The organism is Mycolicibacterium neworleansense (genome assembly GCF_001245615.1).
In the GTDB taxonomy this organism is placed as follows: Bacteria; Actinomycetota; Actinomycetes; order Mycobacteriales; family Mycobacteriaceae; genus Mycobacterium; species Mycobacterium neworleansense.
This window is the reverse complement of sequence record NZ_CWKH01000001.1, coordinates 1,752,581-1,777,078: the sequence shown is the minus strand read 5'-3', so window position 1 is coordinate 1,777,078 and position 24,498 is coordinate 1,752,581. Positions and strand designations below refer to the sequence as shown.

Here is a 24,498-nt window from a genome sequence, read left to right as displayed (position 1 = left end):
GACAGGAGACGACATGCGAGCACAGTTGAAGGTCGAGCTCGTCGACCGGTACGGGACCGTGCTGCAGACCCGGCAAGCCCACAACACGGTGTTGCGCACCGGCGGCCAGCTGATCGCCGAGTTGTTCACCGGCGCCGGCGCTCCCATCACCCACATGGCTGTCGGTACCAGTGACGCCGACCCCACCGCCGTAACCGTCGCTGCGCTCGGAAACGACGACGGCACCGGCCAACCCGGGATCACCGGCGACACCGTCGCGGCGATTCCGGCCGAGGCGTTCACCACCTCGGTCGACGAGACGCGCAGCCGGGTGCTGGTCAAGGTGCGGGCCACCCTGCCCAATGCGGCCGGCGTCGGAACCCTGCGCGAGGCCGCGCTGATGTCCCGGAGAGCCGGCGGTGACGTGCTCTACAACCGGGTCGTCTTCACGCCGGTGACCAAGGCGGCCGACCACGACCTGACCTTGTTCTGGGAAGTCGAGTTCCCGTTCGGAGACCTGCAGTGGCTGGCCCGCTGAGGGCCGGACCGAGACAAAGGAGACGCTGATGCCAGTCGCCAAGAGCAGCCTCAGCATCAGGCTGCAAAACTATCCGCCGGCCAACCGGGACGCGGTGGTCACGCTGACCAACCCGGTCACCGGCCAAACGCTGGAACGTAAACCGTTCCTGGACGGCACCCTGCTGGTCCGCGACCTCGATCCGGGCCAGTGGCAGATCGCGGTCAAACATCCCAATGTGATCTCGCCGTTGTTCACCGGGGTGGTCACCACGCTGCCGGTGCCACTGCCCACCTTCGTCCCGGTTCCTATCCGGCCAGATGACTTCCGCGACACTCCGATCCAGGATGTGCCGGATGCCGATCTGGGACCGGTTCAGCAGACCGTCACCGCGGCCCGCACGAGCGCGACGGCGGTCGGCGGCAAGGCACCCGGTGAGGCGATCCGCGCCGGCGACTGGAATCAGTTGGTGAACGCGGTGGCGGATGTGGCTGGGGCGGTGCTCGAGCTCACCTCCCTGGTCAGCCCGCGCGGACATGACCACCCCGAGATCGCCGCCAAGATCGACGAGGTGCAGGGCAACCTGCGCCGCTTCATCACGTCGTTCGGCAACAGCATGCTGGAATTGCGTCGCGATATCGAAAGCCAGAATCTGCGCCGGGTCACCACCAAGGTGCTCGACGTCGGGGGAGTCGTCGGCGCCGACCGCGACCGGATCCTGCAGAGGGTAGAGGACCTCGAATTGGCCCGGCAGAGCAGCACTCTGGAGTACTCGACAAAACTGGCCGATGCAGGCGCAGTGCTGGCCGCCGAGGTACAGCACATCGCGCAGGCGCAGGGCGCCGACGCCGACGCGTTCCTGAACAACGACAACGTCAAGACCATGGTCGGTATCACGCAGGCCTTCGCCGCCAGCGGCGGTGCGCTGAGTGCCGACCAGGAACTCGACACCTATCGGCGCACCAGCCTCCTTCAGCGCACCTCCAAGCTCGGGGGGAGTTAGGCGATGGCCAGCGTTGCCGACATCGAACGGCTGAAGGCCCTCACGGACCGGCTGCTGCCGCTGTCGTCGCGGGCGCGCGGCGAAGTCATCGCCGCGGCCGACTGGAACACCGTGGTCGGCGCGTTGCTGGAAGTCGCCCGCGCGGTCGTCGCCGACGGCACCGAGACCGCGGTGCCCGCCCACGACCATCCCGACCAGGTCACGCTCGGCTGGCTGGATCCGCGGCTGAGGACACTGATCGAAGGCGGGCCGCTGTCCGACCCGGTGGCTGCCGCGCGGGTCACGTCGATCGAACGTCAGGCGGCCCTCGTCAGCGGACGGCTCGATGAGGTGAACCGCGAGGTGCGGGATCTGCGGACGGTCACCAGCCGGCAGGAGACCAATGATCTGGACCGGGCCTCGGCTCTGACGGTGTTGTCCCGCACCGTGTCTGGAATGAAGGACCCCCGCAACGAGATCGCGGCGCTGCGCTCGTCGCTGGACGCCATCGGCGCGACTGTGTCGGCGGTCAGCTCGTTCGCGACCGGGCTCGGCGACATCACCCCGGCAGCCCTGCTCGATGGCCTGAACCAGGTCGACCAGCTCCGGCAACGCCTGACCACCCCGACCGGGTCGCTGTTGGATGCCGCGGAATTCGAACGCCGCCTCACCGAACTGCAGACCACTCTGGTGACCGAGCAGGAACTCACCGACGCGATCAAGAGCCGGCCGGCGCGCCTGACCGCCGCGGTCAAAGCCGAGCTGCTGGAGGAGACCAGGGTCACCGCGCAACGCCAGGCCGAGGACAGTGCGCGGACGCTGACCGAGGCGATGCAGGTCCAGCTCGGTACCCGCATCGACGAGGTGACCCAGTCCGCGGTGCAGGCCGCCCGCAGCGCCGCCGCCGACTTCCGCGGTGAGCTGCAGGCGACCATCACCACCGATCTGACCGAGCTGATCAGGCAGGGGCAGACGGCCAGTGATGCCACGCTGACCGAGCGTGTCGACGCCGCGGCCTCGGCCCTGCGTTCCGCCGTCGATCAGCGGATCACCGAACTGCAAGGGTCGTTGGATGACCGGGTGAGCGCCGCGATCACCGCGGCCCGCCCCGAGCTGTTGGCCGCCTTCACCGCGACCGTGGACGACCGGATTCGCGGGCTCACCCAGCAGCTCAGCACATTTCAAGTCGGTCTCGACGAGATCCAGGTCGGGCTGAACGCCACGAACACCGAACTCGCGGCCGTTCAGCAGCGCACCAACGCCACACTCGACAGCCGCGACGCCGCCCTGCGGGCCGAGATGGCCACCGAACGCCGCCGGGTCGACGGGCAGCTGGCCGACATGCAACGTCAGATCCCGCCGCGGTCAACCGGAATCACCCGTGAGGAAATGCTGCTCGAGCTCAATCGCAACAACGACCAGTTGCGATCGGAGATGACCAGGCTGACGACACGAGTGGACCCGGGCCAGGGCGTTGTGCTGGGGCCGATCATCCGGCCGCCGCGGTAGGGCCGACGCATGATCGCCGACCTGGAGAAGCGCCTCGCCGATGTGCTCGGCGGCCGGCTCACCGCGCCGCTGGCGGGCCGGGTGTTCGTCACTCCGGGGCCCGCCGACACCAACCAGATCGCCGTGCTGGTGGGTGCCGTCCACGCCGAGGTCCTCGCCGAGAAGTTCGGCGCGGGGCGGCGACCCGAGCAGGTTCCCGGCGCCGACGACCCGCGGCGGGTAGTACGGCTGCGTTGTGCGATGCGCATCGAGGTCCGGCCCGCCGACAACGGCACCCGCGCGCAGACCGCGGCCGCGTTGGACGCACTGCTCTACGAGCTCGACAGCCGGGAGCTGCGCACCGCCAGTGCCCTGACCGCGCCGGGTGATCCCGGGTTCGTCCTGGATTGCCTACTGCCCGAGTCGGTTGCGGTCATTCCTGGTGAGCCGGATTCTCTGCCTGTCGTCGAGGTGCGTGCTGACGGTTGGTTCTGGCCGCCGAACGCGCCCGGTGTGACCGGGGTGGAGATCACCGCCGCGCTGGTGCGAACCGCGATGCTGCCCGTCGCACTGCAACCGTGGCCGCTGCTGATCCGCGCCGGGGATCCGGTGGTTCCGTTGACCATTCGAGTCGGTGCCGCGGGCACGTCACGGCTGACCGAGGACCCGCCGACGGTCAGCCCCTTCGGTGAGCTCGCGGTGCGGGTGGTCGATGCCGGTGGCCGGCCCGGCGCAGGGAGCCTGTCCGGAGGGGCCGTGGGGCCGGACGGTACCCGGTTGATCACCGTCGCCGACGACGCCGCGGAATTCCGCTACGAGCCCCCAGCCGCGCCCGCCGACGACCAACTCGTGGTCTACGTCGCCCACGACGGCGCATCCCCTTCCGTCGGGATCGAACTGGCCCGATTCCCGCTGGCGGTGACCGGATGATCGCCGCGCTCGACGTGCTCACCCTGCTCTTGCCGGACCAGAAGGCAGTTCGGTTGGACACCGTCGCCGCCGTCGGCGCACGGGTCGGGCAGATCCTCGTGCTGCCTCCGGTGGTCGAAGTGCCCGCCGAGGGGGTGGACTTCGAATTCGACTGGGGGGCAGCGTTACCCGGGACCGACCGGGCCGAACTCGACCCGGTGACCGTCGAGGTGCAGGCGGCCCGGGTGCCCGATTTCGCCGGCTACTCCCTCGGCGAGCTCGCCAGTGGGCCCGGCAACGAACTGACCGTGAGCGTGCCGGCCGGCCGGCGGATCCGGGCGCTCAAGCTCACCGGCCTTAAGGCCGACGGCATCACCTTCCGTTCCGTAGGTGACCTGAAAGTCAACGGTTATCGGATCGCGGTCAGTCAGCCCGCCCCGGGTGGCGGTTGGACGCCGGTGGTGGCGGTGCCCGCCGTTGCCGGGAGCGGTCCGATACCGCCGATGCTGACCGGGGCCACCTTCGACAGTGCCGTGCTGCGCATGCCTGACCTGGCCGGCCCGCTGCGCATCGCCGTGGTCAAGGGCGCCACTCCTGCCGAGTTCGAGATCCGCCCGTTGACCGTGCAGCGGGTCTACGGTTGGGCGGCCCCGACCCCGGTGGACCTGACCCTGACCGGTCCGGACGGAGCGACGTTGTGGAGCTTTCCGGGCCCGTTGCCCGAGGGCACCGAGCAGCGACAGGACGTCACGGTGGCGTTGGCCGCCGCGGTCGAGCAATTGCGCGCCGCGGGTGGCCCGGTAGCCGGCAGCGTCAAGCTCACGAGCAAATATCCGTGCCAGGTGCGGTTCCGGCTGACCCCGGTGGCCGGCGAGCTGATCCGTGAGCTCTCCGGCACCACCACTGTCGAACTGTCCGGGGAACCGGTCGCGTTGCCCGTGGATTCCCCGTTGCCACTGGCCGCGCCGGCCTCGGTGCTGGCCGATGTGCGGGTCACCTACAACGGCTGTCGGCTGGCAGACGTATCCGATCCGATGCCGGCCCCCGGTGCGCAGCATGGCGCGGTGGTCCGGCAGGACCGGGTGCTGCGGGTCCTGCCGCCGCTGGCATTGCGCGGTGAGCAGATCAGCCGTATCGGCCTGGTTGGCTACTGCCCGCAGCGGACCGAGCTGCTTGTCCGGCTGGTGGCGGCGACCCCCATCCCGTCCGGAACGGCCGCGGATGCCCTCGGCGAGCCCGGCACCGTCACCGTCGATCCGTCCACCGCGGTCGGCGTGATCTGGATCGACCTTCCGCAGCCGGTGCGCGTCGAGGAAGCCGCCGCGATCGAGGTCAGCGCCGGCACCGGCACGCTGTACTGGGTTGCCGACCCAGATCCATTGGTGCGCATCGTGGTACTCGACCCCGACCCCGCGGCCCGCCCGATCCGGCTGGGCGGTCATACCTTGCTGACCGTCGATCAGCCGACGATCACCGCCGTGCGCGTCGGACTGCCGGCCGAGGCGTACCTCGCAGGGGCGCCGGTGTTGGCCAGCGCCCTGTTCTGCACCGTCGAGATCACCGACGCCCGGCTCAGCTACCCACGGGGGACATGATGGCCACCTTCGAAGCCGAGATCAACGCCCTGGACTTCGCGGCGATCGACAGTGCCCTCACCCGGGCCAGAAACGCATTCGAGCAGGCCCAGCAGCTGTCGGTGGCAGACCTCGACCCCACGGTCCTACTCGGTGACCTGGGGTCGGCCCTGACCGCGGCCGGTGCGGTGAAGCTGGACCCGGCCGTCGTCAATGATCTTGGCGGGCAGGCACTCCAAGCATTGTCCGAGTTGATCGACCTACCTGATCTGCGTGGCATCGCAGAGATTGTCGGCGGGTTCGAGGTGACCACCGAGCGGCTGATCGTACTGGCCGAGGCATTCGGCGGTGGCGGTGACGGCGCAGTGGTGCTGGACCGGATCTTCGCCGCGCTGGGAGGTTCGCTGAACCTCGAGACAATGCTGCGAGAGATCACCGACCAGGCCGCGCACACACTGCAGATCGACATTCCCGACGAGTTCACCGGCCCGTTACAGGCGTTGTCGGCGCTGGCCGGCGACCCGGATCCGGCGGAACTCCTCGACATCCTGGGCACTGTGCTGACCGGGCTGGATCTGGCCGCGGTGCAGCAGCTGCTGAACGGAGCCGAGCGCGCCTTGACGCTGGTGACCGGCGCCGGCGATGCGGGACCGCTGCAGGCGGCCGTGACTGCCGTCGGCGTGCGGCTGGACGCCGGCTACGCACTGATGGCCGCGCCGGCACCGGATGTTCCTGCCCTGCTGGCGATTATCGATGAGGTCGGCGCCGCCGTCGATGCCGTGGCCGTCGCGATGCCCGGTTTCGCGGCCGGGCTGGCCACCGATCTGCGCACCGCCGCCAACGCGCTGCCCGACCTGAATCTGGCCGCCTCGCTGGACCGGCTGGCGGCTGCGCTGCCACTGCCCGGTGAGGACATTCCCCGCCAGCTCGTCGAGTCGTTGGACGGGATGGCCGACGCGCTCGAACAACTCACCCCGGACGCTGTGACAGCGGCCATGGCGGCGATGAAGGACGAACTGCTGGCGGCTTCCGGGCTGGATCGGCTGGACGATCTGCTGTCCGAGTTGGACCGCGGGTTCGACGAAGCTGCAAAGGTTTTGGACCGATTGCCGGTACGCGGGCTGCGCGACGACGCGGTGGCCGCGGTGGTCGCCGCCCAGCAGAAGGTGCTGACGTTCGACGGGTTCGGCTTCCTCGACGAGGCGGTCGCGCCGATCCGGGAGCTGAACGCCACGATCGCCTCACTTGATCCGTCGACCGTCACCGGCGGGATCGCTGCTGTGGTGGCGCAGGTGAACGGACTGCTCACCGACATCGATGTCGCACCGATCCGCGACGCGGTCGATGCCGTCATCGAACCGCTCGGCGACATCGTGGATCGGCTGGTGCCGTTCGTGCAGGAAATCGCCGCGCAGCTCGCCCGCATCGTCGATCAACTGAATGGCATCGATTTCGACGCAGCGGGGACCGCGACCCTGGACCTGCTGCACGGCATTCGAAATCAGGTCGTCGAGGCGGTCGGTGGTGGAGACGTCCCGGAGCCGGTCAAGGTCGCCGTGGCCACGGCTGCGGCGGTGTTGCGTGAGATGAACATCGCCGCCGAGATCTCGACCCCGTTCGACAAGGCCGTCCTGGCCATCGATGTCGGCGCCCTGATCGCCCCTGTCGAGGGAATCTGGCAGGTGGCCGGTGACGCACTTGCCAAGGCCACGCCGTCCGCGCTGATCGCCGAACTCGATCCGCCCTACGAGGAACTGGCCGCTGCGGTGGACCGGCTCAGCCTGCAACCTTTGATCGATGCCGCGCAGCGGCTGTTCGACGATGTGATCGCCCAGCTCGACCGTGCCGACCCGCGCACCCTGATCGCGCCGCTGGAGGACAGGTTCCAGGATCTGATCGACGGCTTGACCGCCGCACTGGACCCGGCGCCGCTGTTCGCCCCGATGCGGGCGGCGTACCAGGCTTTGCGAGACCTGTTGGACCGCATCGATATTGCGGCCACGCTGCGAGCCGCGTTGGGCGGGCTGGCCGACATGCCTCACCAGATGTCCAGCCGGTTGGGGCAGCGGCTGGCCTCCGGTGTCTCCGGCGCGGCCCCGGCGCCGGTGGCCGGTGACGGTTTCCAGCTCGGCGACGTCTTGCGCCCGCTGGCGCTGTTTCTCGGTGAGGTGCGGGACCGGCTGGCAGACCTTGCCGGGGATGCTCTGGAACCTGCACTGGCCGGACTTGCCACGGCGACAAGGGGTTTGCGCGCGCTGACCGACCCGGCCACCGGATTCGCGGTCCAGCTCGGCGATGCGCTCGACGCGCGGCTGACCTGGCTGGACCCCAACGCCGGTGACGGCCCGCTGGCGCGGCTGCGCCGTGACCTGGAGTCGTTCCGGCTGGCGGTGGCCGTCCTGGATGTCGACGCCGCGGCGGGCGTTCAGCTGAACACGGCTGCCGGGAATGTCCAGTTCGACACCCGGGTCAGCGCGGCGACCGATACAGACGTCGCTCAGCACGCCGCGCGGCTGCGGCAGACATCGGACTCGGCCACGTTGGGGCGCAGCATCCGGGTGCTGGCCCGCGCACTCGACGCGGCGCTTCCGGATGAATTGGTGTCGGGAAGTCTGGACCCGACGACCGCGACGGCGGCATTCCTGGATGCGGTGTTCGATCGGATCGACCCGAGCACGCTGGCCGATCAACTCGACGCCATCGGCGCCCGTATCGAGGCCCGGTTCGTGGCGCTGGGCGACGAGCTGGCCAACGGTTTGTTCAAACTCGTCGACGGCCTGTTCGCCGGGATCGAGCCGTTGATGCCGGAGTCGGTGATCGGCCGGCTGCAGGCCGGGCTGGACCGGGTGTTGGCCAGTGTCGAGGTCCTCGACCCGGCCGCGGTCGAGGACGCGGTGCGTGGCGTCATCCGCGCTGCGATCTCCCTGCTCGGTCTGCACTCACCGGCGGCGTTGGCAGCTGAACTCGGGCACGTGTTCGATACCTGTATCGCGCAACTGCGGTCGTTGTCGCCGGCAGCCTTGTTCGCCGGCGCCGATCCGTTCGTGCCGATCAAGGCGCAATTGGCAACCATGCGGCCCAGCGCGGTGCTGGCCCCGCTGGTCGACAAGACCGAGTCGTTCGGGACGGCGCTGGACACCATCGCCGCCATCGATCTGCAGTTCGCCCTCGGAGTGGTCGACGAGCTCAGGCAGACCTTCACCGCGGTGCTCGACGGTGTTGAACGTGAGTGGAAGGCGCTGCTCGACGAACTGTCCCGGATCTCCGAGGGGGCAAGTGTGAGTGTGAGCGTGGGATGAGGTCCAGATGACGACGACGGATTACCGAGCACGCCAGGATCTCATCGAAGTACTCGACGACCCGGCGCGGGGACAGCGACGCCTGTGGCGCGGCCGGGACGGGCACCCCGTGCGGGTCGAACTCGCCGACGGTACGTCACTGACCGTGCACCGCGACGACGCCAACGGGACGCTGAGCATCGTGGGCGACGACGGGGTTCCACTCATCGGACTGGCGGCCGGCGGTGCCATGGTGCCCGCCGCGCTGCGCACCATGGGGTTGACCCCGGCCCAGGCTGCCGAGATCGACCGGACCCACCGGTTGACCGCAACGGATCCGGGCGGGGTCACCCGCACCGAACTCGCTGAACGCACTGTGCGGGTGCAGCGCGGTGCGGCGGTGTTGCGCATCGACGCCGACGACCAGGGCCGGCCCCGCCGGATCACCGCGCCCGGCTACGACGATCTGATCTGCCGGTGGTCTGACGGCCACTGGATGCTGCAGCGGCTCGACGGTCCAACCTTGTTGACCATCGCGGAATCGCCCGATGCGGTGAGCTTTGAGACGACAGCGCTGCGATGGTCGGAACGGGCCGCCGAACGTGGCACGCGTTTGTCAGGTGCGGACGAAACACCGCTTGCCGATGTCGAATTCGATCTATGTGGCCGCATCACCCGTCGGACCTGGCACGGCGGGCGGACCATCGACTATTCCCGGGACGGGCGGGGTGCCCTGTCAGGTTGGACGGAAAGCACTGCGGTGCAACGGATAACCCATACCAGGCAGTACTGCGGTGCGGAACTGTGCGGCTGGGTCACCGACGGTGTCCGCACCGTGGTCCGCTCCGACGACGGCGGCCGGGTCCGCAAGCTGATCGGGCCACAGCACACCGTGACCTACGACTACGACGCGAACGGCCGGCGCACCGCCCGGACCTGCCGCGGACACCGCACCGATTACCGGTACGATGCGCTGGGTCAGCTGCGGGCGGTCATCATGCCGGAGCGCACCGTCGAGTACGACTGGGATGGGCTGGGTCGACGGATCTCGGTCACCGCGGACAGCGTTGAGTATCGCGAGCATCGCGACCCGACGGGCCGGCTGTGGTCGGTCACCACCGCCTTGGGGGACCCGGTGTGCCGATTCCTGTGGTGGAACGGCCGGGTGATCGCCCGTTGCGATGCCGAGGATGAGATCGACGAGGTCTATTTCACCGATCCGCTCGGCACGTTGCTCGGGGTGGCGAGCGTGGCCGCGGACTGGCGATTCGAGGATGCGATGCAGCCGCCGTTCGGCGCGGTGGCGATCGGGGCCGGATGGCGGCCGACCCTGTTCGGGCACATCGCCGACGGCCACAGTGGCCTGATCTGTTTCGGGGCACGCGAATTGGATCCCGAGACCGGCAGCTTCCTGACACCCGACCCCTGGCACGGCGACCCTGACGATCCCCGTCGGCTTGCGGGCCGGCCCGCTGCGACGCTGCCGGTCGAGATGCCAGCCGCCGGTGTGCACGCCTATGCGCTGAGCCAGTACGACCCACTGGGGCGGCCGGACTGCGACGGCCACTTCTCGGGATGGAACTTCTTCCTGACCCTCGTCCTGGGACCCACCTGGGGTGCGCCCCTCACCTCGCTGTCGGTGTTCCTGTTCGCCCCGCTGAATTTCTACTTCGAGATCATCAACCTCTTCGGCCTGGTCTGGCCGCAGCACTCGATGTTCGATCTGCGCGGGCTCAGCGGCAGCAGCCGGCTGGCCACCGCGGCCCTGGCACTCAACGGGTTCTGGCCGCGGTGCGTCACCGGTCTCAGCGGCGACCGCTGCATCACCATCGGGCACGTGGTGTGGGAGAGCCGCCACTACTTCCACATGCTCGACCGGCCCCGCATGATCGAACTCGACGACATCGGCGGTACCCCCGGCGCGGACGGCAGGCCGAGCCGGGATGCGCGGCGATTCTCCGATCAGGACGGCGGCTCCATCCTGGTGATCACCAGCACCGACGACGACCACCGCGAACGGGTGCATGCCAGTTTCTGGACCCGCGGTCCGGGCAACTCCGTGGGCACCCGCGGCGCGTTGCAGACCTTCGAGGACCGCGTGAAACCCGGTGTGGCGCATGCGCGGGGCACCGTTGTGCTGGCGGCGCCGATGCCGCCCGTGATGCCCGCGCCGACCGAGGACGACGATGACGAAACGCTTCGGGTGGACGAATATCTGGGCGCTGGCGGCCAGACCAGCACCGCCGACCTGATCCCGCGGGTGTGGTTCGCCATCGACGTGGCCAGCAACTCCGGGGTCACCGCGGGCACGGTGATCGGTATCTCCGCCGGCACCCTCACCGCGGCGTACGGCGCGGTGTTGACCGTCGTTCCGGGCGCACATCCGGTCGCGATCCTCGACCACGATCTGCCCAACAGGTTCACCACGGCCAGTCCAGACTTGCGGGGTGACATCAAAGTGCAGATTCTGACCGCATCGACGGCCAGCAGCGCCGGGTGGGGGATTCGGCCGGGCGCGGCGGGCACCCAGCAGATCGATCTCGCCGCGCCCGGCCACACCGTGGCCGTCGGAGATGTATTCCGCTGTGCACCAACAACACCCGACCCGGCAACCCCCGAACGCGCCGACGCGTACACCCAGGTGGAAGCCGTGTCGGTCGCGGTCACGGTGGCACCGACCCTTGGCGGCGCCGCCGTGGCCGGGGCCACCCTCTACCGGCTGGCACCCGAAGGTGCCGCGGCCAACGGGCAGTATCCCGGTCCACCGGATCACCCGGCGCAGCTGACGTTCAGCGGCGATCAGCCGTTCGCTGTCGGTGATCTGGTCCAAGTCATCTCGGGTACGGCCTCCGGGTACGGCCGGGTGAGCAAGGTCGATGCGGCAGTCCCGGCCGGCCCGCCGGGGCCGGATGGGACACCGGGCGCCGCGGCGGTCCTGGCGTCGATCACCCTGGATGAACCGCTCACCGGGATGCCCGTCGGCGCTGTCCGGGTGGCTCGGTTGAAGGAAACCAACCGGGACATCGACAAGGGCACCGGGACAACGCAGGCGGGTGATGTGCTGACCGTCAAGGTCACCTCCACCGCATTGATGTCGGCCAAGCAACCGGTGCTCATCGAAGATGGTGCAGACCGACGGGTTCGGGAGATCTCGGCGATCGGTACAGTCAGCGTCGACACTGTCGATCCGCTGATCGGAACCGGGCCGTTCACCCTGACCAGGTATACGCCGGAGGGCTCCACGATCGGCACCAAGATGTCCGCGGCCCGGTTCATCCGGCACACCGGCGGCGACCTGCCCTCCGCCTACGGCGCGTGGCCGGCGTCGATCATGGGTGTGGTGCCGGTGGACGGGACCGGTTCGGGTAACTACAGCCTCGCCCGGCAGCCCAGCGGCTGGCGCTTCTTCCTGCAGGCGACTCCGCGACCGGCCGCGATGCACCCCGACTTCAACGATTACTGGCAGCCGGTGACGGTCGCCGGGAGTCACTACTGGCTGTTGTCCTCACAGCTGAAAATCGTCGAGGAGGACGGCCGGTTCTATTGGGAGCCAGATGCTTTCGACGATCGCCCCCGGCGGTACCGGCAGCAGATCACGCCGGACGCCACCGGTGCGTTCCATTTGGTGGTGCGGGGGTTCGTCAAGTCGGCGGTGACCCGCCCGGATGCCGGCGGCGGGAAGGTGTTCGCCTTCCCCGGGGAGGTGCAGGTACCCGAGGAGCCGCGAGCCCGTTGGACCATGGCCGACGCCCTGGCCGATCACGAACTCGTGCACACGTTGCAGAACACATGGTGGGGACCGATACTCGGCGCGCTGCCGCTGCAAGGAGTGTTCCGCAGTATCCGCGACGTCCTGGTCGCCAACGATGCGGATCATGAAGACGTCAGCTGGATGGACCACGGGCCGGCCGACGTGGACGACGACGTCAGCGGGCTCGATACCAACTGGTTCGAGCTGGTCAGCATCGGCGGTCTGATGCAGATCATCTGGAGCTTCGTGATCCTGGGCCCGGCGCTGCCCGACGACGACGCGCGAAAGGCGATCCTCGCCACCAACTTCGACGACTGGGCGGCGGTGTTCAATCCGCTCAACCAGGCGATCATCAACTCGATCCCCGAGGTGCGCGCTTCTGACGACGAGTCGAAGGATTGGCGGGTGGTGCTGGGCCGGTTGCTGACCAGGGCGCTGGATCTGAAGGCATGGACCCCGCTGGTGGGGTTCATCAAGCTGATTCTTCCCGACAGCGAGCGAAACTTCCTCGAACAGCAGGCGAGCCGCAAGAGTGGCAACCTGTACTCGAACATCCTTTCCGTCGATGACAAGTTCAACGCCGACCTGACCAACATGACCGATATTGCCGATGCGAATGTCACAGCCCCGTTGGGGGATGCCGTTCGGCTGATGTCCTTCTACGACGGTTGGCAGAGCCGGAACACCGCGATGGGCCGCTGCGACGCCGACGGCTCCGGCCTGGTCACCTGCATCGATTACTACGACAGCTCCGATTTCTACGGCATCCTGCAATTCACGCCGGCCGCCGGCACAGCGTTGTTGCCAGCCGACCTCTATGAAACGGTAAGAGGCACAGCGCCGACGACGCTGCGGGTGGACGGACCGCCGGTAGCGGGGGGCGGTGCCCCGGTCGTCACCGAACTTCTCGAGGTCCCGGCCGGCACCATCATGCGGCCGCGCCTGCGGGCCATCGTGCCCATCCCGCCGCGGGTATTCAGCGGGCTCGGGTGCTACCTGCTGCCCGCGGGGCCGGGCGCCTGGCAGGCGAACGTTCCGCCCGCGCGGCTTCCGCTGCCCGCTACTCCGTCCGACGACCGGGCAAACACCGACATCGCCATCATCACCATCGATTCCACCGTCACCCTCGGTGACGATCCGGTGGCCTGGAGCACCCCCGCGGCCAGCGGCGCCGCGCCGGCCGGGCCAGGGATCGCGCGGTTCATCACCGAGAAGCAGACTCTCAAGGTTGCCGGCCGCAACACCACTGCCTGGCAAGCCGCCGCGGGCGCTGGGGTCACCGTCACCGCACGCCCTGCCGGGGCCGGGTGGGACCTGACCGTCGACCCGCCGGCGGCCGGCGCGACCCTGCCGACCGATGTGCGGGTCCGCATCTGGGCGCCCATCCGGCCCACCGATGCAGACCTGTTCGACCTCGACCACCCTGACGTCCCGACGCTGGCCGGCAAACGCACCTATATCGACGACGAGTTCTGGATTCCGGTGCGCGACTTCCTGATCACCGCCACGGACCTGCCCGCGCTGCCGCCCGGCGGTGGCACGGCGACGATGACAGCGGCCGGTTCCTTCGATCTCGAGCTGCCGATCAAGGTGGCCGGACCGGCCAGCATCATCCCGGCCGGAAACCTGTTGCGAGCCAAGCTTGAGGGCGACGTCGCTCCGCGGGGGCAACGCTGGAGGTTCACCGCCGCAAAGGACAAATTCGTGGAGTCCGCACAGAACGTCGACGTGGTGGTGCGGTTCGGAACCGGTGTCGAACGGAAGTTCACCATCACGGTCAACCCGAACTTCACCTTGGACGCCGCGTCCGCCGAGGTGACCCCTGCGGCGCCGCTCGAACTGACGATAAGCGGGGGGAGTGGGCCGTTCGAGCTCGTCGACGACCCGCCTGATGCCTCACGCGCCCGCGTCGGCATCGCCGGAACCACCGTCACCGTCACGATCGCGCCACCGCCACCGGTACCGCCTGACGCGCCGACGCCCCCGGCGGTCCCACCGATCACGTGGTTGCTCAAGATTCGTGACAACGACGGCAAACTCGGTGTGCGCACGGTGACCCTGAAGAGCGGATGACGGGATTCGAACCCGCGACCCTCACCTTGGCAAGGTGATGCGCTACCAACTGCGCTACATCCGCGCGCCACGAGCGAGATCGTCGCCCGTCGCGGAGCAGAACATTAGCCCACCGATGCGCGCAGACACAAATTCCTCGGTTTGACTTGCATTGCGGGGCAACGTAAACGATGGGGAGCAGCGGAGCAGCGCCGGTGATCCGGATGCCGGCGGCAGGCGTCAGAGGGCAGTTCGTAGGATTCGTGGATGCCGCTCAACGTCGGTGAGACGTTCTCCGTGTTCCGGATCGTTCGAGTGCTGGGGTCAGGCGGGGCGGGGGAGGTCTACCTCGCGCAGCATCCCAGGCGTGCCGGCCAGGAGGCCCTGACGGTGCTGCCAGAAGACAGGTCCGCCGACGCCGAGTACCGGGAGCGGTTCGGCCGTGAGGCCGATGTGGTCGCCGCGCTGTGGCATCCCAGCATCGCCAGGGTGCGAGGTCACGGAGAACACGACGGCCGGCTCTGGATATCCACGGACTTCGTCGCCGGCAGCGATCTTGCCGGTCTCCTCGAGCAGCGATACCCCAACGGCCTGCCGCGCGAACAGGTTTTCCGGATTGTCATGGCGGTTGCCGGGGCACTCGATTACGCACACAAGCACGGTGTGGTGCACCGCGACGTCAGGCCGGCCACTATCATCCTGACCGAGGCCGACGGTGAGGTGGAGCCGCGCGCCGTTCTGGTCGACCTTGGTGCCGCCGGCGACATCGGCGGCTCGACAGCCACCGACCCCGGCTACGCGGCACCCGAACAACTGGTGGGAGAGGACGTCGACGGCCGTGCAGACCAGTACGCCCTGGCCTGCACCGCGTATCACCTTCTGACCGGGACACAACTGTTCGCGCATCCCAATGCCGCCGTGATGGTCAGCCGCCACGTCAACTCCAAGCCGCCGGCGCTGGCCGACACCCAGCCCGAGTTGGCCGTCCTCGACGCGGTGCTGGCCAAGGCCCTAGCCAAGAATCCGGCCGACCGCTTCGCCAGCTGTGGCGCTTTCGCGCACGCGCTGGCCGATGAAACCCCGATGCCCACACTGACATTGGACCCGCTACCGGCCGCACCGGCGCCACCCGGTGGCGGCCTTCGGTTGCCCGAGCAGCCGCGTTGGGTGCCGGCAGCGGCGCTCGCCGCTGTCGCGGTCGTCGCCGGTGTCGGCCTGTGGCAGCTGTGGCCGTCCCCGGACGCCGCGGCCAGTGAGCCGCCGAGCCCGGCGCCGAGTGCAGCCGCTGTGAACGCCACGAACGCGGCGATCACCCCGCTGCCGAGCACCCCGGTCTTCGACGGCCTCTATCGCCTCGACTACGACAACCCCCACGCCACCCTCAACGGCAATCCGTGGCCGGGGGCGGGCAACCAAATCGCAAGCTACTGGTGGGCATTCCGATCGGCCTGCAAACCCTCGGGGTGTGTGGCGACCTCGACGCGCATGGATGGTTCCAACCATGCCGTGCCATACACCGAAGGCGGCGGCATGACTGCCGTATTCCGGCTCACCAACAATTCGTGGCAGGGCGATCCGGGGAGGGGCTCGCTGCCGTGCGAGGCGCCGATCGTCGGGCAAGCACAGGCCACGGATACGGCATTGGCATTGACACCGCAGCCCGACGGCACGCTGGCCGGAGCCCAAACCACCACGATCCAATCCAACGAGTGCGGGCTGCAGGGCGCGGTGATCACCGTGCCCGTCCACGCCACCCGGCTCGAAGACGTTCCGCCGGGGAGCCCGGTCGCCGATCCAGCCGCCGTCCCGGACCTGCTGCCGCCCGCTCCACAATTGCCCCCGCCGGTGCCGGCAGGCCCTCCGGTTCCCGCGCCGCCGCTGCCACCCGCTCCACTGCCGCCGGCCCCGCCGGTACTCCCGCCGCCGTCAGTCGGGCCGATCGTGCCGAACCCCGCCCCGCCTGTTGGACCTGTGCCACCGGCGCCACCGCCCCCGCCGCCGGCATAGGTGGCCGCCTCACAGACCTGCGAAGACCGCAACCGATACGTGTGTTGTTCTTCGCGGTTCGCCACGTCAGTAGTTGCGCTGCCAGTCGCGGCACATGCGGCCTGATTCGATGCGTTGACGCTTTCCGGGGCGGATGTCCCATCCGTAGTCCTGGCAGAGCTTGCAACAGCATGGGCGGATGCCGGTGTAGACGAATGCGCGCCGGCATTGGGTTGTGCCGTAGATGAATGCGGTCGCATCTCCGATCGGAGGCAGGTCGCAATTCCCGTCAATGTGGTCGTGCTGCTCCTCGGTTGCGAGGTCGCCGTGCATCAACTTGACCCAGAACGGCTTGGTCTTGTCGGTCTTGCTCAAGGCACGCTCCTGTCGGCGGTGCACCCGGCTGATGTCCGGGTGGGACGCCGACGGTGTGTGAGCAAGTCATGGGAACCCCTGGTGTCGCGAGCAAAGTTGTTCAGAATACGACGGATTCAGAACACGTGGTAGTCGCGACAGACTGCGTGGTCGCTCCACACTGTGAGCACCCACGCTGATGGACGCGCCGACCATGCGCGCACATGCCTACTGTCTGGCCAGAACGAGTCTCGAGACGGTGCGTACCCGAGACCGAATCTTCGGCCTGAACGCCTGCCTCGTTCGTGGTGGCCGCAAACGACGCCTTGGGCGAGGTGGGTGCGGGCTGAGAAGCGTGGGGAGCAATACTTGATGACCCCGACTGCGGACCGGTTGAGGCGGCATTGCAAGCCGAACTCGTCGGGCCAGTGATCGAAGACGTGCCGTGGCTATTCCAAGTTGCGCTCAGGCTCGCCAACCTCCTGGACAACTACGATGCGCGCCCTTATTGGGCGAAGCCGACCGCCGAACTCGTCAGGATTTTGACGTCCATGCCTGACGGCGATTAGTCAACTTCTTCACGTTCAGGCTCCCGAGGAGTGGCCGCTACTCGGGATCGTCCTCTGGCAAGGTGACTTTCGGGTCACCAGACCGTGTGGCGTCGTCGTCGCGTACGTGGGTATAGGCGACGAGGGCTGTGATGCCGGCGATGAGTGGAACGCTAAGCGGCCAGGCGATGACTAGGTACATCGGTCCCCATAGCGTCAGACTAAGCAGTGCCAGGCGCACATACTCACCGCCCCCTACCGGCTCGCCCTCGTGGTTGACGATGAACCCGACGCAGACCGCGATACCAGTCAGTACGCAACTCGCTAGCACCACTGCCGCCAGCGACCGAAGAACACGTCGCTTGGTCGGCTTGGAGAATGTGATCATCGTCCCTCACTTACTTTGGGAATCAGGCCTTCTGAGGGATCAGTGAGCTTCGTGGTGTGCTGCGTGAACGGGTCCGGCGCGAACGGAATAGCGTTCTCTAGTTGCCACCGCCAGTCCGGGATGCCGGGGCGCACGGGTGGGAGTGAGGCGTCGCCGATCCAATGCTCGCGTATCAGGCTGGTTGCCGGGCCGAGGTCACTGCCCGAGTTCGCGGGAGTCCATTGCAGCACCTCCGGTGGTATCCCTTCGCGATACTGGTACGTCTCCATGCTGGGGTAGATCATTGTGTTACCGCCGAGGTTGACTGTGCCATTGTCTAGCGGGTCCAGCGTGATCCGGCCGTGGACCGTCATATCTAGCGCGACGGCTCCCGAAAACTCATAGGCATCCCAGGTGTTGTAGTCGATCGTCATTCGTCCGTCAGGGGCTTCGACGACGTGGACCTGGGGTGGTGCGGTGTCGGCGCCGCCGCGTGCCCCGTCGACAGTTGTGGTGGGGTTCTGCCGGACGGCGACAATACCGTTCTCGTAGTCCACGAACAGTGATACCCGAGAGTGCTCGGGATCGATGGTGGCGCTAGGGCCGCGGTTATCCCCGAAATTCTTCGGAAGCAGCCGTAGGTCGGCTAGGTCCTGCAAGTCCTTTGGCAGATTCTGCACCTCGGCCGCGGGGATGAACCAGTTGGAGCGGACCACGCCTTTGCCTGGCTGCGGAGTGAACCTGCCAGCCACGATCCTGGCAGGTTTTCCATGGTTCTTCGGGTTGTAGCTGTGGGGATCCAGTCCAGCAGCCATCCGCCAATCGTTTGCAGTGACCGGCTCACGACCGTAGACCCTCTTGAACGCTTCGATCTGATTACGCGACCGCTCGTCGTTCTGGTTGATCGGGACGGTGGGCGGATTGCCTGGCTCGTCCGTGCCGTCGAGCAGGTTGAGGCCGTGCGCCAGTTCTCGGTCGATCATTTCGGCAGACGCTAGAAGCTGCTTCAGTGTGGTGGTGATGTAGTCGAGATCGTCCTGGTTGACGTCATCGGTCAGCGGCGTAACGGTGCCGGTTTCGAGGTTGATGTCGAACTTGCCGCGCGCCATTTCCTGCACGTTCTGCAGAAACGATTTGAGGCCGTCGATCTCATCGGCGGACTTGGAGATGATCTTTGACGCCTCTTGACGCGCGGCGACGTGGCTCGACAGGTAGGCGCCGAGTTTGTCGAGGCTGTCGTTGGCGGCATCGGCGGCTTGGCCGCTCCAGGTGCCCAGGATCGGGAGATCTCGGAGGCCTTCCTTGACCCCATCCATCGAAGTGGATGTGGCGTCCAGCGCTGTCGACACTTCGCGGACATCGCCAGAATTCCACCGCTCGACATCGGCAAGAGTCAGTGACATCAGAGGTTCTGGCGGATGCGGAGCAAATCGACCGCTGAGTCTTGGTCGATGGTGTCGTACTGCTTGCCGATGTGGCGGAATGCATCGCGGTGGTGGGTCAGTTCGGTACTGATGTGGTCTGCGACGGTTTGAAGGTGACTCAGCTTGCCCTTCAGAGCAGCACCTGATGAACCGACCCATCCCGAACCTGCTGCCGCAATATCGGCGTTTGCCGACTGGTGGCCCTGGGTGTGATCGGCCTCATGCCTATCGAGGTGATCAGCCGACATGAACAGGTCTGCCGGATCAAATTTCAGCGATTGCGACATTGCTTCCCCCTCAGCAAGCAGTGTTAGCTACACGGTTAAATTACCCGCCGGCGGCAGCCTCCTTATGCGCGGATTGTCGGTGGAACGCAATAGGTGCCCAGAGGGCACAGCTGACCGGGAGGAGCGAGATCAGCGCTTCGACGTAGCAGGGAACGGTGTGCAACTCGTATGAGAGTGACTCCGCAACTTCGTGCGACTGCAGTGTTAGCCGGGTTGTTCGTAGGCGCTCCGCCCACCAGGAAGTTCCCGGCCGACATACTGGTTCGATTGCGAAGAAGCCGTCGTTTCAGGGTCGGGGATGTCGGGGTGCTCGCAGGCTCCGCGGATGTTGCGGATGTCGTTGTAGCCGAGACGACCTGATTCGGGCATTCGCGCTAGGACGGGTCTGGTTCTGGCGGATTGTCCGTAAGTGCGGCGGTGGCGGGATGTCCGATCAGAGTGGTTCTCGGCGATTCGATGAATCGCAGGATAGCGTTCTGCGCGAATTGCGATGACAGTGCTCGCCTTAGCTGCGCGGGCCCGCCCAGCCCTGCCATGCCTTGGAACGATGCTGACAGACCTTCGTGGTTCACTGCCCGTCGTGGTCGGGTCGATGTAACCCCTACGGGGTGCTGGTTGGTGTAACCCCTCCCCAAACAACCCCGAAACCATTTGCCCCATATTCGTTCTCGGCCGCGACAAGTAGCCCCGCGCTGGTGGGCGCGTGGCTGAGCTGTGGCGCACGCCGGTCGGTGATCAGTCGTCACGGGTGCGGCCCTCGGTGCAGGCGGGGGACTGGGCTACTACGCGCAGGCTGGGTTGCGTCGGGCTCTGCGATAACGACGAAACGCCCCCGCACGTCGAAATGTGCGGGGGCGCTCGTCGTTACGAGTCGAGCCGGTCAGTGAGCGTGTAGGCGATCGGGCCGAGCTCGTCGAGTTCGTCGGCAGCGGTGAGGGCGGCGGCGGCGAGCTGGCGCAATGCCGTGGCGTCGAGGTAGGTGTCGGTCGCCCAAACTGTGGCGTGCCGGTTGATGATGCCGTCGGCCTGCTGGAAACCGGCGATGCGGATTTCTACCCCGGCGACGGCACGGCGGGTGCCGTGCATGTGGCGCTCGTAGTCGCCGGTGTTGTTCCAGTCGATCCAGTCCTCTACGTGCTGCGCGTCGGCGGGTACCGGGATTGCTGCCAGGTGTTCGGGCGCGGTGCAATCGCGTGTGTGCGAGCCGATCCCGCCGCAGCATGTGCGGGTAGTGCTGTCGAGTTGCCAAGCTGGATCGGCCCATGCGGGGTCGGCTGCAGCGGTGGCGGGGGTGTGGTGCATTGGCTAGCTACCTCTCACGGTGGGCTGCTAGCTTGCCGATTGCTACCGCGAGGTCATGTTGAGGTCATGCGGCCCGAATTCGGGACTAAAAACTGCCTTTGACCTGCAAAGATTGTGGTGCGCGATACTGGGATTGAACCAGTGACCTCTTCCGTGTCAGGGAAGCGCTCTCCCGCTGAGCTAATCGCGCGGGTTGAAACTCTTTCTTGGAGGTGGAGACGGGAATCGAACCCGTGTGCACGGCTTTGCAGGCCGTTGCCTCACCACTCGGCCACTCCACCGCTGGGGTTGATGCCACAATCGCACCTTCGAGCGGATGACGGGATTCGAACCCGCGACCCTCACCTTGGCAAGGTGATGCGCTACCAACTGCGCTACATCCGCGCGCCACGAGCGAGATCGTCGCCCGTCGCGATGCAGAACATTAGTCCACCGATGCGCGCAGACACAAATCCCCATTACGGGAGGGCAAAGACTGGCCAAAAACGGTGTTTCAGAACAGGTGATAGGCCTCGCGTGAGAGAGCGAATCCGTGGCGGGTCTTGGTGTCGCGGCAGGTGATGCCGGTGTCGGCACTTTCGCAGCGCAGGGTGCCGGCGGTGATCGAATCCCCGTAGCCCAGTTCGCCACCCGCGCCCAGCGCCGTGTCGCCGGCGCAGACGAACTCCGCCGGCCGGCCGGGACGCAGCGTCATGCCTTGGCCGTAAGCGAACTCACAACTGGCCGGCCGCAGCGGCGGGGCCCAGTTACGTTCGGCGATGTCGCAGCGCGCCATAGAGGTGTCGAGATAGCACCCCACGTTGCCGGACGGCGAGGTGAACCTGGTCAGCTCCTTGACCTGCCGGTTCACCAACCTGGAGACGCCCTGAACACTCGGCGTTACGGCGGAAGTCCGATCTGTCATGGGGGCCGGGGCGCTGTGGCAGCCCGAAAACAGCACACAAGCAGCAAAAACTGCGCCGCCGACCGCCGGCAAGCGGACCCGCAGGTGAACCATGACGGGTGACCATACGCCCGCATCGGCGTGCATATTTGGCAAATCAAACAAGTCGATCGGGTGGATACCGATTCGGGTCTGGCCCGGTATGCGTGCTAGTGTTCGACGTCGTTCCCACGGTCTCGTAGCTCAGTGGGAGAGCGTCCGCCTCACACGCGGAAGGTCGCTGGTTCGAACCCAGCCGGGACCACCATCACCACCAACGGCTTCGGATTATCCGGGGCCGTTTTTTCGTGGCAGGACACACACTTCACCGTGCCCCGGTGTTGTCCGCCCGATTCGGTAGGGTCCTCCGACGTGACTCAGAGCGTGACCGTCGGAACCATCAAATCCGTAACCGCCCGTCTGGCCGAGGAACTCGCCGTGGGCGAGGGGCAGGTCGCCGCCACGGTGGCGCTACTGGACGAGGGCTCGACCGTCCCGTTCATCGCCCGGTACCGCAAGGAGGTCACCGGCGGCCTCGACGACGGCCAGCTGCGCACCCTGGAGGAACGCCTGGGCTACCTGCGTGAGCTCGATCAGCGTCGCGAGGCCGTGCTGGCATCGATCGAGGAGCAGGGCAAGCTCACCGATGAGTTGAGGGCCGCCCTGATGGCGGCCGAGACGAAGGCCCGGGTCGAGGACATCTACCTGCCGTACAAGCCCAAGCGCCGCACCAAGGCCCAGATCGCCAAGGAAGCCGGGCTGGAACCGCTGGCCGACCGCCTGCTGGCCGATCCGACGCTGGTTCCCGACGAGGTGGCGGCCGAGTTCCTCAACGACGACGTCGCCGAGGCGTCCGCGGCCCTGGAAGGCGCCCGGCACATCATCATCGAGCGGGCCGCCGAGGATGCCGAGCTGGTGGGCGCCACCCGTGAGAAGTTCTGGGCCGACGGCTCCCTGCGCACCGCGCCGTGGTCTGAGGAAGCCGCGAAAAGCCCTGCCGCGCAGAAGTTCCGGGATTACTTCGAGTTCTCCGAGCCGCTGGAGAACATGCCGTCGCACCGCGTGCTCGCGGTGCTGCGCGGCGAGAAGGAACAGGCGTTGTCGCTCAACTTCGACGGCGGTGAGGACGAGCAGTACCAGGCGATGATCGCCCAGTCCCTCGGAATCGACATGGCTTCCAAGGCGCCGGCCACCCCGTGGCTGGCCACCACCGTGCGACTGGCCTGGCGGGCCAAGCTGATGATCTCGGCCGCCGTCGACGCGCGGGTCCGCCTGCGTCAGCGCGCCGAGGAGGAGGCGGTTGCGGTGTTCGCCCGCAACCTCAAGGACCTGCTGCTGGCCGCGCCGGCCGGCACCCGGGCGACCCTCGGCCTCGATCCGGGTTTCCGCACCGGGGTCAAGGTCGCCGTCGTCGACGGCACCGGCAAGGTCGTCGACACGTGCGCGATCTTCCCGCACCAGCCGCAGAAACAGTGGGACCAGGCCAAGGCCACCCTGGCGGCGCTGATCGCCCGGCACAACGTCGAGTTGATCGCCGTCGGCAACGGCACTGCCTCACGCGAGACCGATGCGCTGGCCGCGGAGCTGATCGCCGACATCCGCACGGCCGGGGCCAAGGCGCCGGCAAAGGCCATGGTCAGCGAGGCCGGCGCGTCGGTGTACTCCGCCTCCGAGTACGCGGCCCGAGAAATGCCGAACCTCGACGTGACGTTGCGTGGCGCGGTATCGATCGCCCGCCGGCTGCAGGACCCGCTGGCCGAGCTGGTCAAGATCGATCCCAAGTCGATCGGCGTGGGGCAGTACCAGCACGACGTGACACCGGGCTCGCTGGCGCGCAGCCTCGACGCGGTCGTCGAAGACGCCGTGAACGCGGTGGGCGTGGACCTCAACACGGCCTCGGTGCCGCTGCTGGCCCGAGTGTCGGGAGTCACCGAATCCCTGGCCGAGGCCATCGTGGCGTACCGCGAGAGCGCCGGTGCCTTCCGCAGCCGCAAGGCCCTGCTGGATGTTCCGCGGCTGGGCCCTAAGGCCTTCGAACAGTGCGCGGGCTTCCTGCGGATCCGTGACGGGGAGGACCCGCTGGACGCGTCCGGGGTGCACCCCGAGTCCTACCCGGTGGTCCGACGCATCCTGGACCGCTCCGGCGTGACGCTGGCCGAGCTGATCGGTGACGAGCGCACGCTGCGGTCCCTCAAGCCCACCGACTTCGCCGATGAGCGGTTCGGTGTCCCCACCGTCACCGACATCCTGGCCGAACTGGAAAAGCCCGGCCGTGACCCGCGTCCGGCGTTCTCCACCGCCACCTTTGCCGCCGGCGTCGAGAAGGTCGCCGACCTCAAGGTGGGCATGGTGCTCGAGGGTGTGGTGACCAACGTGGCCGCCTTCGGTGCCTTCGTCGACGTGGGTGTGCACCAGGACGGTCTGGTGCATGTCTCGGCGATGGCCGACCGGTTCATCTCCGACCCGCACGAGGTGGTGAAGTCCGGGCAGGTGGTCAAGGTGAAGGTCGTCGATGTCGATGTGGAACGACAGCGGATCGGGCTGACCCTGCGGCTCAACGACACCCCGCAACAGGGCAAGCGCCCCGAACGCGGCGGCCAGGGCGGCCAGAACCGGCGGGACGGCGGCGGCAACCAAGGCCGCGGCGGCGCGAATCAGGGCCGCGGCGGGGATCGGCGAAACCAGAACCGCGGCAACAACTCCGGTCGTCGGGACTCGAATCAGCCGATGGGCTCGATGGCCGAGGCGCTGCGCAACGCCGGGTTCGGCAAGTAGCGA

Annotated in this window: 15 protein-coding genes and 5 tRNA genes; 10 read left to right on the top strand and 10 right to left on the bottom strand. The window is 67.6% G+C overall.

Annotation, left to right across the window (positions count from 1 at the left end; genetic code table 11):
• Nucleotides 1-13: 13 nt before the first annotated feature.
• From BN2156_RS08275 to BN2156_RS08245, 7 genes are read left to right on the top strand one after another with little or no spacing between them, the layout of a single operon-like run.
• On the top strand, nt 14-517 hold the full coding sequence (locus tag BN2156_RS08275; RefSeq protein WP_090512253.1) for a hypothetical protein: 504 nt from the start codon (nt 14-16) through the stop codon (nt 515-517).
• Nucleotides 518-545: 28 nt separating this feature from the next.
• Complete coding sequence (locus tag BN2156_RS08270; protein ID WP_090512251.1) at nt 546-1,499, top strand: hypothetical protein; 954 nt, start codon at nt 546-548, stop codon at nt 1,497-1,499.
• Nucleotides 1,500-1,502: 3 nt separating this feature from the next.
• On the top strand, nt 1,503-2,987 hold the full coding sequence (locus BN2156_RS08265; RefSeq protein WP_090512248.1) for a hypothetical protein: 1,485 nt from the start codon (nt 1,503-1,505) through the stop codon (nt 2,985-2,987).
• A 9-nt stretch (nt 2,988-2,996) separates the two neighbouring features.
• Nucleotides 2,997-3,896 (top strand): hypothetical protein, encoded by a 900-nt coding sequence (locus tag BN2156_RS08260; protein ID WP_090512247.1) that lies wholly within the window; start codon nt 2,997-2,999, stop codon nt 3,894-3,896.
• Nucleotides 3,893-5,470, top strand: a complete 1,578-nt coding sequence (locus BN2156_RS08255; RefSeq protein ID WP_090512243.1) for a hypothetical protein — start codon at nt 3,893-3,895, stop codon at nt 5,468-5,470. The genes BN2156_RS08260 and BN2156_RS08255 overlap by 4 nt, the downstream gene beginning before the upstream one ends.
• The gene (locus tag BN2156_RS08250) at nt 5,470-8,748 is read left to right on the top strand and encodes a hypothetical protein (RefSeq protein WP_131725143.1); all 3,279 of its coding nucleotides are present in this window, start codon (nt 5,470-5,472) and stop codon (nt 8,746-8,748) included. Before BN2156_RS08255 ends, BN2156_RS08250 begins: the two co-directional genes overlap by 1 nt.
• 7 nt (nt 8,749-8,755) lie before the next feature.
• Nucleotides 8,756-14,551, top strand: coding sequence for an RHS repeat protein (locus tag BN2156_RS08245; protein ID WP_090512237.1), 5,796 nt, complete (start codon nt 8,756-8,758; stop codon nt 14,549-14,551).
• On the opposite strand, the gene BN2156_RS08240 is transcribed toward BN2156_RS08245, so the two are convergent.
• A tRNA-Gly gene (locus tag BN2156_RS08240) sits at nt 14,543-14,615 on the bottom strand. The genes BN2156_RS08245 and BN2156_RS08240 overlap by 9 nt on opposite strands.
• 182 nt (nt 14,616-14,797) lie before the next feature.
• Between BN2156_RS08240 and BN2156_RS30970 the strand changes: the two genes are divergently transcribed.
• Entirely contained in the window at nt 14,798-16,537 is a 1,740-nt protein-coding gene (locus BN2156_RS30970; RefSeq protein ID WP_167346313.1) for a serine/threonine-protein kinase, read from the top strand.
• A 66-nt stretch (nt 16,538-16,603) separates the two neighbouring features.
• Here the strand turns inward: BN2156_RS30970 and BN2156_RS08230 are convergent, their stop codons facing one another.
• The 9 genes from BN2156_RS08230 to BN2156_RS08190 all read right to left on the bottom strand — a co-directional run bounded on the left by BN2156_RS08230 (nt 16,604) and on the right by BN2156_RS08190 (nt 21,648).
• Complete coding sequence (locus BN2156_RS08230; RefSeq protein ID WP_131725142.1) at nt 16,604-16,891, bottom strand: hypothetical protein; 288 nt, start codon at nt 16,889-16,891, stop codon at nt 16,604-16,606.
• A gap of 585 nt (nt 16,892-17,476) precedes the next feature.
• The gene (locus BN2156_RS08225) at nt 17,477-17,806 is read right to left on the bottom strand and encodes a hypothetical protein (protein ID WP_131725141.1); all 330 of its coding nucleotides are present in this window, start codon (nt 17,804-17,806) and stop codon (nt 17,477-17,479) included.
• Nucleotides 17,803-19,188, bottom strand: a complete 1,386-nt coding sequence (locus BN2156_RS08220) for a WXG100 family type VII secretion target (RefSeq protein WP_090512230.1) — start codon at nt 19,186-19,188, stop codon at nt 17,803-17,805. The genes BN2156_RS08225 and BN2156_RS08220 overlap by 4 nt, the downstream gene beginning before the upstream one ends.
• On the bottom strand, nt 19,188-19,496 hold the full coding sequence (locus BN2156_RS08215) for a WXG100 family type VII secretion target (RefSeq protein ID WP_090512227.1): 309 nt from the start codon (nt 19,494-19,496) through the stop codon (nt 19,188-19,190). Before BN2156_RS08215 ends, BN2156_RS08220 begins: the two co-directional genes overlap by 1 nt.
• 864 nt (nt 19,497-20,360) lie before the next feature.
• Nucleotides 20,361-20,798 carry a hypothetical protein gene (locus tag BN2156_RS08210; RefSeq protein WP_090512225.1) on the bottom strand — a complete coding sequence of 146 codons (438 nt, stop codon included), beginning with the start codon at nt 20,796-20,798 and terminating at the stop codon, nt 20,361-20,363.
• A 115-nt stretch (nt 20,799-20,913) separates the two neighbouring features.
• A tRNA-Val gene (locus BN2156_RS08205) sits at nt 20,914-20,988 on the bottom strand.
• A gap of 17 nt (nt 20,989-21,005) precedes the next feature.
• Nucleotides 21,006-21,079, bottom strand: a tRNA-Cys gene (locus tag BN2156_RS08200).
• Nucleotides 21,080-21,109: 30 nt separating this feature from the next.
• Nucleotides 21,110-21,182: transfer RNA gene (locus BN2156_RS08195), tRNA-Gly, on the bottom strand.
• A gap of 109 nt (nt 21,183-21,291) precedes the next feature.
• On the bottom strand, nt 21,292-21,648 hold the full coding sequence (locus BN2156_RS08190; protein WP_090512223.1) for a DUF6636 domain-containing protein: 357 nt from the start codon (nt 21,646-21,648) through the stop codon (nt 21,292-21,294).
• 265 nt (nt 21,649-21,913) lie between these two features.
• On the opposite strand from BN2156_RS08190, the gene BN2156_RS08185 reads away from it, so the two are divergent.
• Both BN2156_RS08185 and BN2156_RS08180 read left to right on the top strand, forming a co-directional pair.
• Nucleotides 21,914-21,988, top strand: a tRNA-Val gene (locus BN2156_RS08185).
• A gap of 104 nt (nt 21,989-22,092) precedes the next feature.
• Nucleotides 22,093-24,495, top strand: a complete 2,403-nt coding sequence (locus tag BN2156_RS08180; protein WP_090512221.1) for a Tex family protein — start codon at nt 22,093-22,095, stop codon at nt 24,493-24,495.
• The last annotated feature ends 3 nt before the right edge of the window (nt 24,496-24,498 follow it).